The organism is Streptomyces dioscori, assembly GCF_003024195.1.
GTDB classification, from domain to species: Bacteria; Actinomycetota; Actinomycetes; order Streptomycetales; family Streptomycetaceae; genus Streptomyces; species Streptomyces dioscori.
The window spans coordinates 46,461-59,943 of sequence record NZ_KZ679056.1 but is presented as its reverse complement, the minus strand read 5'-3'; the positions used below and the strand labels follow the sequence as shown (position 1 = coordinate 59,943).

Here is a 13,483-nt window from a genome sequence, read left to right as displayed (position 1 = left end):
AGGCAGAGGGCTCCGTAGGCGCCCCGTGAGGGGCGCGGGGCTGTATCGATATGCGGCTCCGCCGCGTGGGCGCGACCAGCCACAGCCCCGTAAGGGGCGCGGGGAACTGCGCGACCAGCCACAGCCGGTCCGCAGATCCCCGCAACCTCAACCCGACCCGTACTGAGCCAGGGCCAGCGCCAGCGCCTAGCGGGACTGCTGAGCCGGCACCCCACGAGTGATCGGCTCGTCCTCGGCCGGAGAACCCGCGGCGGCAACAGCCGCCCCCGTGAGCGTCGCCAACATCTCGCGCACATTCGTGAGCTGCGCGTTGATCGAGTCACGCCGGTTCGTGAGCGCCGCAAGCTCCCGCTCGGACTCCGACCGGATCCGGTCGGCCTTCGCGTTCGCGTCGGCCACGATGTCCTCGGCCTGCCGCTGAGCCGTCTCGACGGTCTGACGGGCCCGACGCTCGGCGTCCGTACGCAGCTTCTCGGCTTCGAGCCGCAGCTGCTCCGCGCGGTGCTCGATCTCCGCGAGGCGCTTCTCGGCCTTGGCCTGACGCGAGGCCAGGTCACGCTCGGACTGCTCACGGCGCTTGGCGAGGTTCGTCTCGAAGTCGGCGGCGGCCTGCGCGGCCTTCGCGCGGGTCTCCTCGAAGAGGGCGTCCGCCTCCTCGCGCTTCGACTGCGCGTCCTTCGTCGCCTCCTGACGGAGCTGGGAAGCGTCCGTCTTGGCCTTCTCGACGATCCGGACGCCTTCGTCCTCCGCCTTGGACTTGCGGTCCGCAGCGAACGATTCTGCGTCGTTGCGCACCTGCTGGGCCGCCGACTCGGCGAGCTCGCGGTGCTGCTCCGCCGCGCGACGGGCCTCCTCGCGCAGGTCCTTGGCCTCCTCCTCGGCGAGGCGGAGGATCTTCTCGACGCGGGCACCGAGGCCGGCGTACGACGGCTCGGCGTCGCTTACCTGGGCCTGGGCGTTCTGCGTTTCGAGATGGAGTTCCTCGATGCGCTTTTCGAGAGCAGTGATACGGGCCAGAGCGCTGTCACGGTCGGAGACGAGCTTCGAAATGCGTTCGTCCACCTGAGCGCGGTCGTACCCACGCCGCACAAGCTCGAAGCCGTAGGGGGAAGTGTCGCTCATGGGGTTCCTGTCGAATGAGACCGGTGAGGTGATAGGTGGAATCCTAGGGGCCAAAACGGTGTGTCATCGAGCAGTAGCCCGATTGATATGGAGAATGACACCCTTTTTGGTGGCTAACGGCCGGAACGCTTGCCAGGGAGCTTCACTGAAGCCCCCCCGGCATGCACGGAAGTTGCCCATCTGGCTAGCCCTCGGACGGCTTGCCACCCGAACGGGTCGCACCGGCCGCCGCGCCCGCCTTGACGCCCCCGTCCTTGCCACTCGACGGCGCCTCAAAGGATTCCAACGCCTCCAGGACGTCCTGGACACGGGAGATCTCGGCATTGATGTCCTGCCGACGGCGGACCAGCACCTCCAGCTCGCGCTTGCCCTCCTCGACCGCGGCCCGCGCCTCGCGGACTGCCTCGGATCTGATGCCCTCGGCCTCCGCGATGAGCGCGGCCTTCTTCTGCTCGGCCTCCTTGAGGAGCCCCTCCGCCTTCTTCACCGCGGCGATCCGGACCTTGCTCGCCTCCGAACCGGCCTCCGACACGAGGTCTTTGGCCTTCGCCTCGGCCTCCTTCAGCTGGTCCTCGGCGGCCCTGATCAGCGCGTCGCACCGATCGCCCGCCGCCTTCATCGTCTCGGCGGACTCCCGGCGGGCCCGGTCGTGGAGTTCCTCGATCTCGCCGGTGATCCGGTCGCGCAGCTCCTCGGCGCGCTCCCTTATGGCCGTCGCGTCCCGGCGCGCGCCGATCAGCAGTTCGTCGGCGTCCGTCCTGGCCCGCTCCACCCGGGTGTTGCCCTCGACCGTGGCCTCGGACAGCAGCCGTTCCGCCTCGTTGCGGGCGGCGCCCACCATCGTGTCGGCCTGTGCCTCGGCGTCCGCGGTGGTCTTGTGCGCGGCCTGCTGCGACTCCGAGAGCAGCTTGTCGGCCTCGGCGGTCGTCTCCGTGATCAGCTTGTCGACCTGCTCGGCCGCCTCGGAGCGCCGCTTGTTGGCCTCCTTGCGCGCCTTGTCCAGTGTGTCGTCGGCCTCGTCGCGGGCGTTCGACATGAGGCGGTCGGCCTCCTGGGCGGCCTCGGCCTTGAAACGCTGGGCCTCCGACCGGATCCGCTCGGCGTGCTGCTGCGCGGAGCCGACCGTCTCGGCCGCCTCGGCGCGCAGCCGTTCCGCGTCGCCCGTCGCGTCCGAGATCAGCTTCTCGGCCTTCGCCACGGACTCGGCGCGGACCCGTTCCGCCTCCTGGTTGGTCTCCGCCGTGAGCCGCTCGACCTCGGCGGTCGTCTCGGTGATGAGGGTGTCCGCCTGCGTCGCCGCGTCCGACCGGATGCGGTTGGCGTCGTCCCGTGCCTCGGCCCGGGACCGCGAGGCGTCCTGCTCGGCCGACGCGACGGCGTCCGAGGCCTCCGTACGCGCCCGCTGCAGATGCTCGGCGGCGTCCGAACGCAGCCGCTCGGACTCCGCGATCGCCTCCGAGACCGTGCGCTCCGCCAGCGACTTGGCGGCCTCCGCCTCGTCCCGCGCCTCGCGCCGGACGCGGTTGCCGTCCTCGGTCGCCCGCTCCCGCTCCGCGTACGCGTCGGCGCGGACCCTGTCGGACTCCTCCTGCGCCTCCGTGCGCGTGCGCTCCGCCACGTGCTCGGCGGCGCTGCGCAGGCCCGAGATCTCCTCCTGGGCCTGCTCGTGCAGCCCGGCCACGGCGTCGCGCACCTGCTGCGCGGTCTGCTCGGCGGCCGACACCATCTCGGTCGCCCGGCGGTCCGCCTCCTCGACCAGCCGGACGGCCTCGGTCTGGGCCTCCTCCACGCGGTTGCGCGCCGAGGCCAGCAGTTCCTCGCTCTGCTCGCGGGCCCGCTCGCGCTCCTGGTCGGCCTCCTGGCGCGCGGCGCCCAGCAGCTCCTCGGCCTCGCGGCGGCGCCTGGCCGCCTCCTCCTGGGCCGCGGACAGCGCCTCGGCGGCCTCGGTGGCCAGCCGCTCGGCGGCGGCCTGCGCCTCGGCCCGTACGCGGTCGGCGGTGTCCTGTGCCTCCGTCTTGAGCCGCTCGGCCTCCACCGCGGCGTCCGAACGCAGCCGGACGGCGATGGCCTCGCCCTCGGCACGGGACGCGGACGCGTCCGAGGCGGCCTCCGTGCGCAGCCGCTCGGCCTCCGTCTCGGCCTGCGCCTGGAGCGTACGGATCCGCTCGGCGGCCTCGGCGCGCAGCCGGTCGATCTCCTCGGAGGCCTCGCGGCGGATCCGCTCGGACTCGGCGCGCGCGTCGGTCAGCGCCTGCTCGGCGGAGGCGAGGCGCTCCTCGGCCTCCGTGTGCAGCCGGGTCAGCCCCTCGGCCGCCTCGGCCTGCCGGGCCGCTATGGCCCGCTCGGTGTCCTCGTGCAGTTCGGCGGCGGCCCGCTCGGCCTCGGCCTTGATCTCCTCGGACTGCTCGACGGCCTCCGTGCGGTGCCGCTCGGCCTCCGTACGGGTGCGCTCCAGGGTCTCCTCGGCCTGCCGGCGCAGCGTCGTCGCGCGCTCGATGGCCTCGGTGCGGACCCGCTGGCTCTCCGTCGTGGCGTTCGACCGCAGCTCGTCGGCGTCGGCCTTCGCCTTGGACAGCAGTTCCTCGGCGGTCCTGGCCGCCTCCTCGATCTGCTGGACGGCCTCGCGCCGGGCCTCGGAGCGGATCCGCTCGCCCTCTTCGTTGGCGTCCGCGCGCAGCTGCTCGGCGTCGCCGCGCAGCCGGCGCGCCTCCTCCTGCAGCTCGACCGTCTTGGCGCGGTACTCCTTGGTGTCGTCCTTCGCCGTGCCCTTGAGCTGCTCGGCGATGTCGTGCGCCTCGGCGCGCAGCCGGTCCGCCTCGGCCTCGGCCTCGGCGCGGATCCGCTCGGCCTCCTCGGAGGCGGCCTTGGTGGTCGTCTTGGCGTCCTCGGACGCCTTGTTCAGTACTTCCTCGGCCGTCCGGGCCGCCTTGGCGAGCTGGGACGCGGTCTCCTCGGCGGTGAGACTGCGGGCGTTCTCCTCGGCCTCCGCGGTGATCTTCTCGGCCTTGGTGCGGGCGTCCGCGACGACCTGCTCGGCCTCCGCCTTGGTGGCCTCGGCCTCCTTGATCGCCTCGCCGACCAGCCGGGCGACCTGCTCCTTGGCCGTCCGCGTGCGCTGTTCGTTCGCCGACTCCGCGCCGGAGAGCGTCTTGGCCGCGGCCTCCTTGGCCTCGGTGAGGACCTTCTCCGCCTCGGCCCGCGCCTCGCGCAGGGCCGCCTCGGCCTCGTTGATGCGCTGCTCGGCGGCGCGGCTCAGCTCGCCGGCCTGGCGGCGGGCGTTGTCCGAGTCGGACGCGGTCGAAGAGCGCAGCTGCTCGGCGTGCTCGGTGGCTTCCTGGGCCTGCGTCGAGGCCGCGTTCAGCAGCCGTTCGGCGTCGGTGCGGGCCCGGCGCAGCAGCGCCTCGGCCTCCGCGCGCGCCCGCTCGGCGTCGCTCTGCAGCCGCTGGCGGGCCTCTCCCGCGACCCGCTCGGCCTCCGCGCGGGCGGCGGCCAGGGCCTGCTCGGCCTCGCTGCGCGACTCGTCGGCCAGCCGGCGGGCCTGCTGCTCGCTGCGGGCCCGCAGCTGCTCGGCCCACGCCACGTTCTCGTTGACGTGCGACTCGACGCTCTGCCGGCGTTCGGCCAGCTCCTGGTCGAGCTGCTGGCGGCGGGTGACCGCCTCCTGGTGCAGCTCCGCCTGGAGACGGGCGGCCTGCTCCGCGTGCTCCTGCAGGATCCGCTGCGTCTGCGCGCGGGCCTGGCTCAGCTCCCGCTCGGCGTCCTGGCGCAACTGATCGGCCTGAACCTGGGCATTACGGAGCATCTGCTCGGCCTGATAGCCGATGTCGGCGCTGTCGTAGGCAGGCCGGGTCGCCAGACTGCGGCGCGCCTCGTGCAGCTTGGCGCGCAGCACCTCGACCTGATAGCCGAGGTCCTCGGCGTGCTGGACGGCCTTCTCCCGCTCGGTCTTCAGCCGTTCCATCTCGGCCTCGAACCGAGAGAGGTGGTCGACGTCAGCCGCCGGCTCTCGCTCCTGGCGTTCGTAGCCCCGCACTGCGCGGTCCCATCCGTCCCCTGGTCGCAAGTCTCTCCAAACGAGCACCGTCCATCCGCCGGACAGGGCCCCCGGGGAATGGTGTCAGATCAACGGCGGAGCAAGGGCTGCTCCCCCGACGCTCGTCCCCCGAAACCTGGACCCCGGCCCTCGGATCCTGACGATGAGGACCCGGACCGCCCCGAAGAGGCGACGGCCGTGCCCAACCCTACCGGCCCAGATATACGGAGGTCAGTGCTCAGGTGACTCAACTGGCGCCGAAGTGACCAGTTCTGTCAGGACGCCATGGCAATCCTTCGGGTGCAGAAAGGTGATCCTGGAGCCCATCGAACCCCTGCGCGGCTCGTCGTACAGCACGCGTACGCCCTTGTCCCGGATGCCGGCCGCGTCGGCGTCCACGTCCGCCGTGCCGAAGGCGATGTGATGTACGCCCTCACCGTTCTTGGCCAGCCACTTTCCCACCGCGGAGTCCTCGCGGGTGGGTTCCAGGAGCTGCAGGTAGGAGGCGCCGCCGTCGGACGTCTCATTGATCTTGAGCATGGCCTCGCGCACGCCCTGCTCCTCGTTGACCTCGGAGTGGTACACCTCGAAGCCGTACGTGGCCCGGTAGAACTCGACGGTCGCGTCGAGGTCGAAACAGGCGATCCCGATGTGGTCGATTCGCGTCAGCATGCTGTCAGTGCAGCGCTCCGAGGGCGGTTACGCAACGTGCGCGCGATCACACGACGGGCCGGATGACGGCTGGCCTACCGCTCAGTACCTTCTTTAGTAAACCCTCGTTCACTCCTCGGCTGTGCAAGCTGGAAGGGGATCGCTCCTCATGTCTGGAACGAACAACACCACCTCCGTCATCGTTGCGGGTGCACGCACCCCGATGGGACGGCTCCTCGGCTCCCTGAAGTCCTTCTCGGGAGCCGACCTCGGTGGATTCGCGATCAAGGCCGCCCTCGACCGTGCGGGCATCGGCGGCGACCAGGTGCAGCACGTGATCATGGGCCAGGTGCTCCAGGCCGGGGCAGGGCAGATCCCGGCACGCCAGGCCGCCGTCAAGGCGGGCATCCCGATGAGCGTCCCGGCGCTCACGATCAACAAGGTGTGCCTGTCCGGCCTCGACGCCATCGCGCTCGCCGACCAGCTCATCCGCGCCGGTGAGTTCGACATCGTGGTCGCCGGCGGCCAGGAGTCGATGACCAACGCCCCCCACCTGCTGCCCAAGTCCCGTGAGGGCTACAAGTACGGCGCGATCGAGATGCTCGACGCCATGGCGCACGACGGGCTCACCGACGCCTTCGAGAACATCGCCATGGGCGAGTCGACGGAGAAGCACAACACGCGGCTGAACATCCTGCGGCCCGAGCAGGACGAGATCGCCGCCCTCTCCCACCAGCGGGCCGCCGCCGCACAGAAGAACGGCACCTTCGAGGCGGAGATCACCCCCGTCGAGATCCCGCAGCGCAAGGGCGAGCCCGTCGTCTTCAGCCAGGACGAGGGCATCCGCGGCGAGACGACCGCCGAGTCGCTCGGCAGGCTGCGCCCCGCCTTCGCCAAGGACGGCACGATCACGGCCGGCTCGGCCTCGCAGATCTCCGACGGCGCCGCCGCCGTCGTCGTCATGAGCAAGGCGCGCGCCGAGGCCCTCGGCCTCGACTGGATCGCCGAGATCGGCGCCCACGGAAACGTCGCCGGACCCGACAACTCTTTGCAGTCGCAGCCGTCGAACGCCATCCAGCACGCCCTCAAGAAGGAGGGCATCGGCGTCGAGGATCTTGACCTGATCGAGATCAACGAGGCCTTCGCCGCCGTCGCGGTCCAGTCAATGAAGGATCTCGGCGTGTCCACGGAAAAGGTGAACGTCAACGGCGGCGCCATCGCGCTCGGCCACCCGATCGGCATGTCCGGCGCCCGGCTCGTCCTCCACCTCGCCCTCGAACTGCAGCGGCGCGGCGGCGGCGTGGGCGCGGCGGCGCTGTGCGGAGGCGGCGGCCAGGGTGACGCGCTGATCGTCCGGGTACCGAAGGCCTGACGCACACGCAATCGGGAGCCGGCCTGCGTATCCGCCGGCTGATCTAGTGAACGGAGCTGTGATGCAGGACGTCCCCTCGCTGGTGGCCGCGGCCAGGGAAGGCCGGCCCCGGGCCGTGGCCCGGCTGATCTCCCTGGTGGAGGGGGCGTCCCCGCAACTGCGCGAGGTCATGGCCGCGCTGGCCCCGCTGGCGGGCAACGCGTACGTGGTCGGCCTCACCGGATCGCCGGGGGTCGGCAAGTCGACCTCCACGTCCGCGCTGGTCTCCGCCTACCGGCGGCAGGGCAAGCGGGTCGGCGTCCTCGCCGTCGACCCCTCGTCGCCGTTCTCCGGCGGGGCGCTGCTCGGCGACCGCGTCCGGATGTCGGACCACGCCTCCGACCCCGGCGTCTACATCCGCTCCATGGCCACCCGCGGGCACCTCGGCGGGCTCGCGTGGGCCGCGCCCCAGGCCGTCCGGGTGCTCGACGCGGCCGGCTGCGACGTGATCCTCGTCGAGACCGTCGGCGTCGGCCAGTCCGAGGTGGAGATCGCCTCCCAGGCGGACACGTCCGTGGTGCTCCTCGCCCCCGGCATGGGCGACGGCATCCAGGCGGCCAAGGCCGGAATCCTGGAGATCGGCGACGTGTACGTGGTCAACAAGGCCGACCGGGACGGGGCCGACGCGACGGCCCGTGAGCTGAACCACATGCTCGGCCTCGGCGAGTCCCGAGGCCCGGGGGACTGGCGGCCGCCCATCGTCAAGACGGTGGCCGCGCGCGGGGAGGGCATCGACGAGGTCGTCGAGGCGCTGGAGAAGCACCGGGCGTGGATGGAGGAGCGGGGGGAGCTTGCCGCTCGGCGGCTCGCGCGCGCGTCCCGCGAGGTCGAGACCATCGCGGTCACCGCGTTGCGGGAGCGGATCGGTTCGCTCCACGGAGACCGGCGCCTGAGCGCGCTCGCGGACCGGATCGTGTCGGGCGACCTGGACCCGTACGGCGCGGCGGACTCACTGATCCACGACCTGACGGGGTCCTGACCGGACTTCTCTCGCCCCCGCCGCCCCTACCCTTCCCGTCAACGACTCGGGGGCGCTGCCCCCGAACCCCCGGTCCTCAAACGCCGGACGGGCTGAAAGGCACCTTTCAGCCCGTCCGGCGTTTGAGGACAAAGGGGGGCGAGGGGGCGCAGCCCCCATGCGTGGACGGGAACGGGAAGGGGCGGCGGGGGCGAGGAAACACCTGTCGGCACACCCGGCGCCCTGCTAGCTTGACCCCCGTGTTCCTCCTCATGGCATAGGGCCCGCCCATGACCCGCGCCTGGCAGCGCCACTCGCGCAGCCCCCGCGGCTCCTAGGCGACCCCGAAGCCAGGGCACCCCACAGGCGCCCCCTCCCCGAGGAACACCCCCATGACTGCGCCCACGACGCGGCCCACCTACGCCGCGGTACTCCGCACGCCCCACACCCCCCGCACCTTCACCGCCGCCCTCGTGGCCCGGCTCTCCTACGGCATGGTCGCCCTCGCCGTGATGCTGGCGGTGAGCGACGCCACCGGCTCGTACGCCGCCGCCGGCATCGTCGTGGCGCTCTTCGGCGCCGCGAGCGTGTTCCTGTCGCCCGCGCGGGCGTCCCTCGTCGACCGGTACGGCCCGCGCCGCGCCCTGGTCCCGATGGCCTCGCTGTACGCCGCCCTGCTGGGCACCCTGGCGGCGGTGAGCTGGCGCCCGGGAGCCCCGGTCCCGCTCCTGGCCGCGGTGGCCGTCGCCGCGGGCGCGTGCACCCCGCCGCTCGGTCCCACCATGCGTGCCGTGTGGGGCGAACTCGTCACGGACCGGCGGCTGTTGCAGCGCGCCTACAGCCTGGACGGGGTCGCCGAGGAACTGCTGTTCGTCTCGGGCCCCCTGCTCGTGGGACTGGTGGTGGGCTTCGCGCCCCCGGCCGCCGCGGTCGCCCTGAGCGCGCTGCTGGTCGGGCTGGGCACAGCGGCCTTCGTCACGTCCCCCGTGGTCAAGGGCGTCACCGTGCACGCTGCCCCCGCCGGGAAGCGGACCCGCCTCGGGCGCGGGCTCGTACAGCCGGTTCTCGCGGCCGCGGGGGTGGGGCTCGCGCTCGGCGCCGTCGATCTGCTGGTGCTGGCCTTCGCCGAGCAGGGGCACCACGGCGAGCACACCGTCGCCTGGGTGCTGGCCGCGCTGTCCGCGGGCAGCGCGGTGGGCGGGCTCCTGAACGGTGCCGTCGACTGGCGTGTGCCGGCCCGGCTGCGGCTCCCGCTGCTGGCGGTCGGGCTCGCCCTCGCGCTGGGCGCGGCGGGTCTCGCCCCGGGGCTCGTGACGCTCTCCGCCGCTGTGGCGGTGGCGGGCCTGTTCGTCGCTCCGGCCCTCACCACGGCGTACCTCCTCGCCGACGAGAGCGCCCCGCCCGGCGCCCGGGTCCGGGCCGGGACCTGGGTGAACACCGCCGTGAACGCGGGTTCCTCGGCCGGGGCCGCGACCGTCGGCCTGCTGGTCGGCCGGCTGCCCCTGGCGGCGTGCTTCGCGGTCTCGGGCGCGATGGCCCTGGTCACAGTGCTCGCCCCGTGGCACGGCGGGCACGGCGGGCACGACAAGGCGGCCTCCCCGGACACACAGGCCGGGGAGGCCGCCGAACTCGTCAAGTGATGTCAGTCGTCGGAGCCGTCGTCGTCCGAGTCGTTGTCGTCGTTGTCGTCGTGGTCGGAGGAGTTGTCGTCGGACGAGGTGTCCGCGGTGACCGCTGCGGACTTCAGGTCGACCTTCCACTCCTTCTCGGCGCCGTTCGCGGCGGTCGTGTCGACGTCCCAGGCGTTGGTACGGCCGTCGTCGTCGAGCTCGACGGAGGTGACCGTGCCCTTCGCGGCGGCGGCCTTCGCGGCCTCCTCGGCGGTGACGGACGACCCCTTCAGCGCGGCCCGGGCCTCCGCCGTGTCGTCGGCGTCCTCCTGCTCGGTGTGCGAGCCGAGGACCTTGCCGGTGCCCGGGTCGATCCGGACGCTGTGCCAGGCGCCGCCCGAGGACAGCACGTCCACGTCCCACACCAGGCTGCTGCCCTCGTCGTCCAGGTCGGCCGAGACGGCCGTACCCTGCACGCTCTTCAGCGCCGTCGCGATCGCGTCGGCCGCGGTGACCTTCGCCGCCTTCGCGTCGGCCGCGTCCTCGGCCCGGTCGGCCTTGTCGTCGGCGCGGTCGTCACGGTCGTCGTCGGCGGAGTCGTCGCGGTCGTCGCGGTCGTTGCGGTCGTCGTCCGCGGCCCGCACGCTGGACTGCTTGGTCGGCGCGTCCCCGTCACCCGTGACGGCGAGGGCCGTCGCCGTGCCGCCTCCGACCAGAGCGGCGGCGGCGACGGTGGCGATGACGATGTTGCGCTTCATGGGGATTCCTCCGAGATCATCGGCTTCGACCGGGGTCGAGCGTCTTCGGTGCGTTTCGACGTGTCCCAATCTGGACGACCGACGCTGAAGCGGAGCTGAAGCACCCTGAAGGCTTCTTCAGGTTCGGTTTGCGACTCTTTACGCATGCGCCTGTTGATCGTGGAGGATGAGAAGCGGCTCGCCCTGTCGCTCGCCAAGGGACTGACGGCCGAGGGGTACGCCGTCGACGTGGTCCACGACGGCCTGGAAGGACTGCACATGGCCGGCGAGGGCTCGTACGACCTCGTCATCCTCGACATCATGCTGCCCGGGATGAACGGCTACCGGGTGTGCGGCGCCCTGCGCTCCGCCGGGCACGACGTGCCGATCCTGATGCTCACCGCCAAGGACGGCGAGTACGACGAGGCGGAGGGCCTGGACACCGGCGCCGACGACTACCTCACCAAGCCGTTCTCGTACGTCGTCCTGGTGGCCCGGGTGAAGGCGCTGCTGCGCCGGCGCGGGCCCTCGGGCGGCGCGTCGCCCGTGCATGTGCTCGGCGACCTCAAGGTCGACACCGCCGCCCGGCGCGTCCACCTCGGCGAGGACGAGATCACCCTCACCACCAAGGAGTTCTCGGTCCTCGAACAACTCGTCGTGCGGGCGGGCGAGGTGGTGTCCAAGGCGGAGATCCTCGAACACGTCTGGGACTTCGCGTACGACGGGGACCCCAACATCGTCGAGGTCTACATCAGCACACTGCGCCGCAAGCTGGGGGCCACGCTGATCCGGACCGTACGCGGCGCCGGTTACCGCCTGGAGTCGCGATGAAACGCGTCCTCGGATCCGTACGGGCCAGGGCCACCCTCGCCGCGAGCGTCGTGGTGGCCGTCGCGCTCGCCGCGGCCGGTGCCGCCGTCCTGCTGTCGCTGTGGACCAACCTGAGCGAACAGGCCGGTACGGAGGCGGAACGGGCCGCCCAGAAGGTCGCCACCGACATCGCGGCCGGGCAGCCCTACGGCAACCTCTCGCTGGACAACGACGACCAGCCGGTCCAGGTCGTGGACGAGGCGGGGAAGCTCGTCGCCGTCACCGAGGACCTGGAGCGGATCAGCGGCACGGGCGTCGACCGGGTCAAGCCGCAGGCCCCCGGGGCCGTGAACGCCGATGGCGACGACGACGATGACGACGGCGGGAGCAGCGACAGCGACAGCGGCAGTGACGACGATCCGCACGAGGCCGGTGAACTCGGCGAGGCCTCCTTCAGCGACGGCTCCGCGACCATCGACGGCGACACCGCGGACTACCGGTTCGCCGCCGTGCCGGTGGAAGTGGACGGCAAGGGCACGCTCACCGTCCACGCCGGTGCGCCGCTGACCGCCGAACAGGAGGCCGTCAGCACGGCGCTGACCGTCATGCTCATCGGCTTCCCGCTGCTGCTGGCCGTGGTGGCCCTGGTGACCTGGCTCGTCACCCGGCGGGCGCTGCGCCCCGTCGAGGACATCCGCGGCGAGATGGCCGCGATCACCGCCTCCGAGGACCTCACCCGGCGGGTTCCGGTGCCGGACACCCACGACGAGGTCGCACGGCTCGCCCGGACGACCAACGAGACGCTCGCCGCCCTGGAACAGTCCGTGGAACGGCAGCGCCGGTTCGTCGCCGACGCCTCCCACGAGCTGCGCAGCCCCATCGCCTCACTGCGCACCCAGCTGGAAGTGGGCGCCGCGCATCCGGAACTGCTCGACGTCGACGGGGCCGTCGAGGACACCGTACGGCTGCAGCGGCTCGCCGCCGATCTGCTGCTGCTCGCCCGTCTCGACGCGGGGGAGCGGCCGGCGGACGCGCGGTTCGATCTGGTGGCACTCGTCCGTGCGGAGGCGGGGCAGCGGGTCGGGGACCGGGTCGCCGTGACCGTGACCGCGGACACCGTGGACTCCCTGCACGTGAGCGGGTCCCGCGGGCAGCTGGCGCGGGTGCTCGGCAATCTGCTCGACAACGCGCAGCGGCACACCCGGACGTCGGTCTCGGTGGGCGTGCGGCGGGTGGGGGAGTGGGTGCTTCTTGAGGTCGCCGACGACGGGGCGGGGGTGCCTGTCGCCGAGCGCGAGCGGGTTTTCGAGCGGTTCGTGCGGCTCGATGAGGCCCGGGCCCGGGATGACGGCGGGGCCGGGTTGGGGCTTGCCATCGCTCGGGACGTGGCTGTGCGGCATGGGGGTGCGCTCACCGTGCGGGGGGCTTCGGCAGGCGGAGCTCTGTTCGAGCTCCGCCTGCCTGTGGCCTAGCGGCCTGCTGAAGCACGGTGGGTGGGGAACCTGCGGCCCGGTGGGGGCTGGTCGCGCAGTTCCCCGCGCCCCTAAAAGCAAAAGACTGCGCCGTTCCCCGCGCCCCTAAAAGATTGCGCCGTTCCCCGCGCCCCCCGAGGGAGGGCCGGGTGTCAGGGGCGGCCTCGTTGGGTGCGGAGGTGTTCTGCGATGGGGGTCAGGGATTTGTGGAGTTCTTCCAGGGCCTCCGGGGAGAGGAGGTCGATGAAGTGGCGGCGCACGGAACCCACGTGATGGGGCGCGACCTTCTGCATCGTCTCCATGCCGTGGTCCGTGAGCACCGCGAACAGCCCGCGGCGGTCGGACTCGCAGTTCTCGCGCCGGACCAGGTCCGCGTTCTCCATGCGGGTGATCTGGTGCGAGAGGCGGCTCTTGGACTGGAGGGTGGCGGACGCGAGGTCACTCATCCGCATCCGTACGCCCTCGGACTCCGAGAGGTTCACCAGGATCTCGTAGTCGTTCATCGTCAGGCCGAACGGCTGGAGGTCCCTTTCGAGCTGATACGTCAACAGCCTGTTGACCTCCAGGTGGGTGCGCCATGCGCACTGCTCCGCATCGGTCAGCCAGCGGGTGGCCGTCTCGGTCTCCATGAATCAAGTCTACCTAAAAGGTTGAAAGGCGAACTAGTGAGGGTGGTGTG

10 protein-coding genes are annotated in these 13,483 nt (G+C 72.1%); 5 read left to right on the top strand and 5 right to left on the bottom strand.

Translation table 11 applies throughout. The annotated features are described in order from the left end of the window. Positions 1 to 186: 186 nt before the first annotated feature. The 3 genes from C6Y14_RS36940 to mce form a co-directional block, all read right to left on the bottom strand. On the bottom strand, positions 187 to 1,122 hold the full coding sequence (locus C6Y14_RS36940; protein WP_107021278.1) for a coiled-coil domain-containing protein: 936 nt from the start codon (positions 1,120 to 1,122) through the stop codon (positions 187 to 189). A 184-nt stretch (positions 1,123 to 1,306) separates the two neighbouring features. Beyond that, positions 1,307 to 5,155, bottom strand: coding sequence for a polarized growth protein Scy (gene scy, locus C6Y14_RS36935; RefSeq protein ID WP_107021277.1), 3,849 nt, complete (start codon positions 5,153 to 5,155; stop codon positions 1,307 to 1,309). Between the two features lie 231 nt (positions 5,156 to 5,386). Beyond that, entirely contained in the window at positions 5,387 to 5,827 is a 441-nt protein-coding gene (gene mce, locus C6Y14_RS36930) for a methylmalonyl-CoA epimerase (RefSeq protein ID WP_107021276.1), read from the bottom strand. Positions 5,828 to 5,975: 148 nt separating this feature from the next. Between mce and C6Y14_RS36925 the strand changes: the two genes are divergently transcribed. The 3 genes from C6Y14_RS36925 (at position 5,976) to C6Y14_RS36915 (ending at position 9,815) form a co-directional block, all read left to right on the top strand. Then, positions 5,976 to 7,178 (top strand): acetyl-CoA C-acetyltransferase, encoded by a 1,203-nt coding sequence (locus tag C6Y14_RS36925; protein ID WP_107021275.1) that lies wholly within the window; start codon positions 5,976 to 5,978, stop codon positions 7,176 to 7,178. Positions 7,179 to 7,239: 61 nt separating this feature from the next. Then, a complete protein-coding gene (gene meaB / locus C6Y14_RS36920; RefSeq protein ID WP_107021274.1) occupies positions 7,240 to 8,196 on the top strand; it encodes a methylmalonyl Co-A mutase-associated GTPase MeaB in 957 nt (318 codons plus the stop codon). A gap of 371 nt (positions 8,197 to 8,567) precedes the next feature. Then, positions 8,568 to 9,815 carry an MFS transporter gene (locus C6Y14_RS36915; RefSeq protein WP_107021273.1) on the top strand — a complete coding sequence of 416 codons (1,248 nt, stop codon included), beginning with the start codon at positions 8,568 to 8,570 and terminating at the stop codon, positions 9,813 to 9,815. A 2-nt stretch (positions 9,816 to 9,817) separates the two neighbouring features. Here C6Y14_RS36915 and C6Y14_RS36910 read toward each other — a convergent pair whose 3' ends face one another. Further along, positions 9,818 to 10,543 (bottom strand): PepSY domain-containing protein, encoded by a 726-nt coding sequence (locus tag C6Y14_RS36910; protein ID WP_107021272.1) that lies wholly within the window; start codon positions 10,541 to 10,543, stop codon positions 9,818 to 9,820. Between the two features lie 144 nt (positions 10,544 to 10,687). Here C6Y14_RS36910 and C6Y14_RS36905 point away from each other — a divergent pair, with 144 nt between their 5' ends. Then, positions 10,688 to 11,353 (top strand): response regulator transcription factor, encoded by a 666-nt coding sequence (locus C6Y14_RS36905; RefSeq protein WP_107021271.1) that lies wholly within the window; start codon positions 10,688 to 10,690, stop codon positions 11,351 to 11,353. Next, positions 11,350 to 12,804, top strand: a complete 1,455-nt coding sequence (locus C6Y14_RS36900; RefSeq protein WP_107021270.1) for a sensor histidine kinase — start codon at positions 11,350 to 11,352, stop codon at positions 12,802 to 12,804. Before C6Y14_RS36905 ends, C6Y14_RS36900 begins: the two co-directional genes overlap by 4 nt. A 152-nt stretch (positions 12,805 to 12,956) precedes the next feature. Here the strand turns inward: C6Y14_RS36900 and C6Y14_RS36895 are convergent, their stop codons facing one another. After that, complete coding sequence (locus C6Y14_RS36895) at positions 12,957 to 13,433, bottom strand: MarR family winged helix-turn-helix transcriptional regulator (protein ID WP_107021269.1); 477 nt, start codon at positions 13,431 to 13,433, stop codon at positions 12,957 to 12,959. Positions 13,434 to 13,483: the final 50 nt, after the last annotated feature.

Coding starts and splice junctions, on each gene's coding strand:
- C6Y14_RS36940 (WP_107021278.1), bottom strand. CDS start 1,122: ATGAGCGACACTTCCCCCTACGGCTTCGAGCTTGTGCGGCGTGGGTAC.
- mce (WP_107021276.1), bottom strand. CDS start 5,827: ATGCTGACGCGAATCGACCACATCGGGATCGCCTGTTTCGACCTCGAC.
- C6Y14_RS36925 (WP_107021275.1), top strand. CDS start 5,976: ATGTCTGGAACGAACAACACCACCTCCGTCATCGTTGCGGGTGCACGC.
- meaB (WP_107021274.1), top strand. CDS start 7,240: ATGCAGGACGTCCCCTCGCTGGTGGCCGCGGCCAGGGAAGGCCGGCCC.
- C6Y14_RS36915 (WP_107021273.1), top strand. CDS start 8,568: ATGACTGCGCCCACGACGCGGCCCACCTACGCCGCGGTACTCCGCACG.
- C6Y14_RS36910 (WP_107021272.1), bottom strand. CDS start 10,543: ATGAAGCGCAACATCGTCATCGCCACCGTCGCCGCCGCCGCTCTGGTC.
- C6Y14_RS36905 (WP_107021271.1), top strand. CDS start 10,688: ATGCGCCTGTTGATCGTGGAGGATGAGAAGCGGCTCGCCCTGTCGCTC.
- C6Y14_RS36900 (WP_107021270.1), top strand. CDS start 11,350: ATGAAACGCGTCCTCGGATCCGTACGGGCCAGGGCCACCCTCGCCGCG.
- C6Y14_RS36895 (WP_107021269.1), bottom strand. CDS start 13,433: ATGGAGACCGAGACGGCCACCCGCTGGCTGACCGATGCGGAGCAGTGC.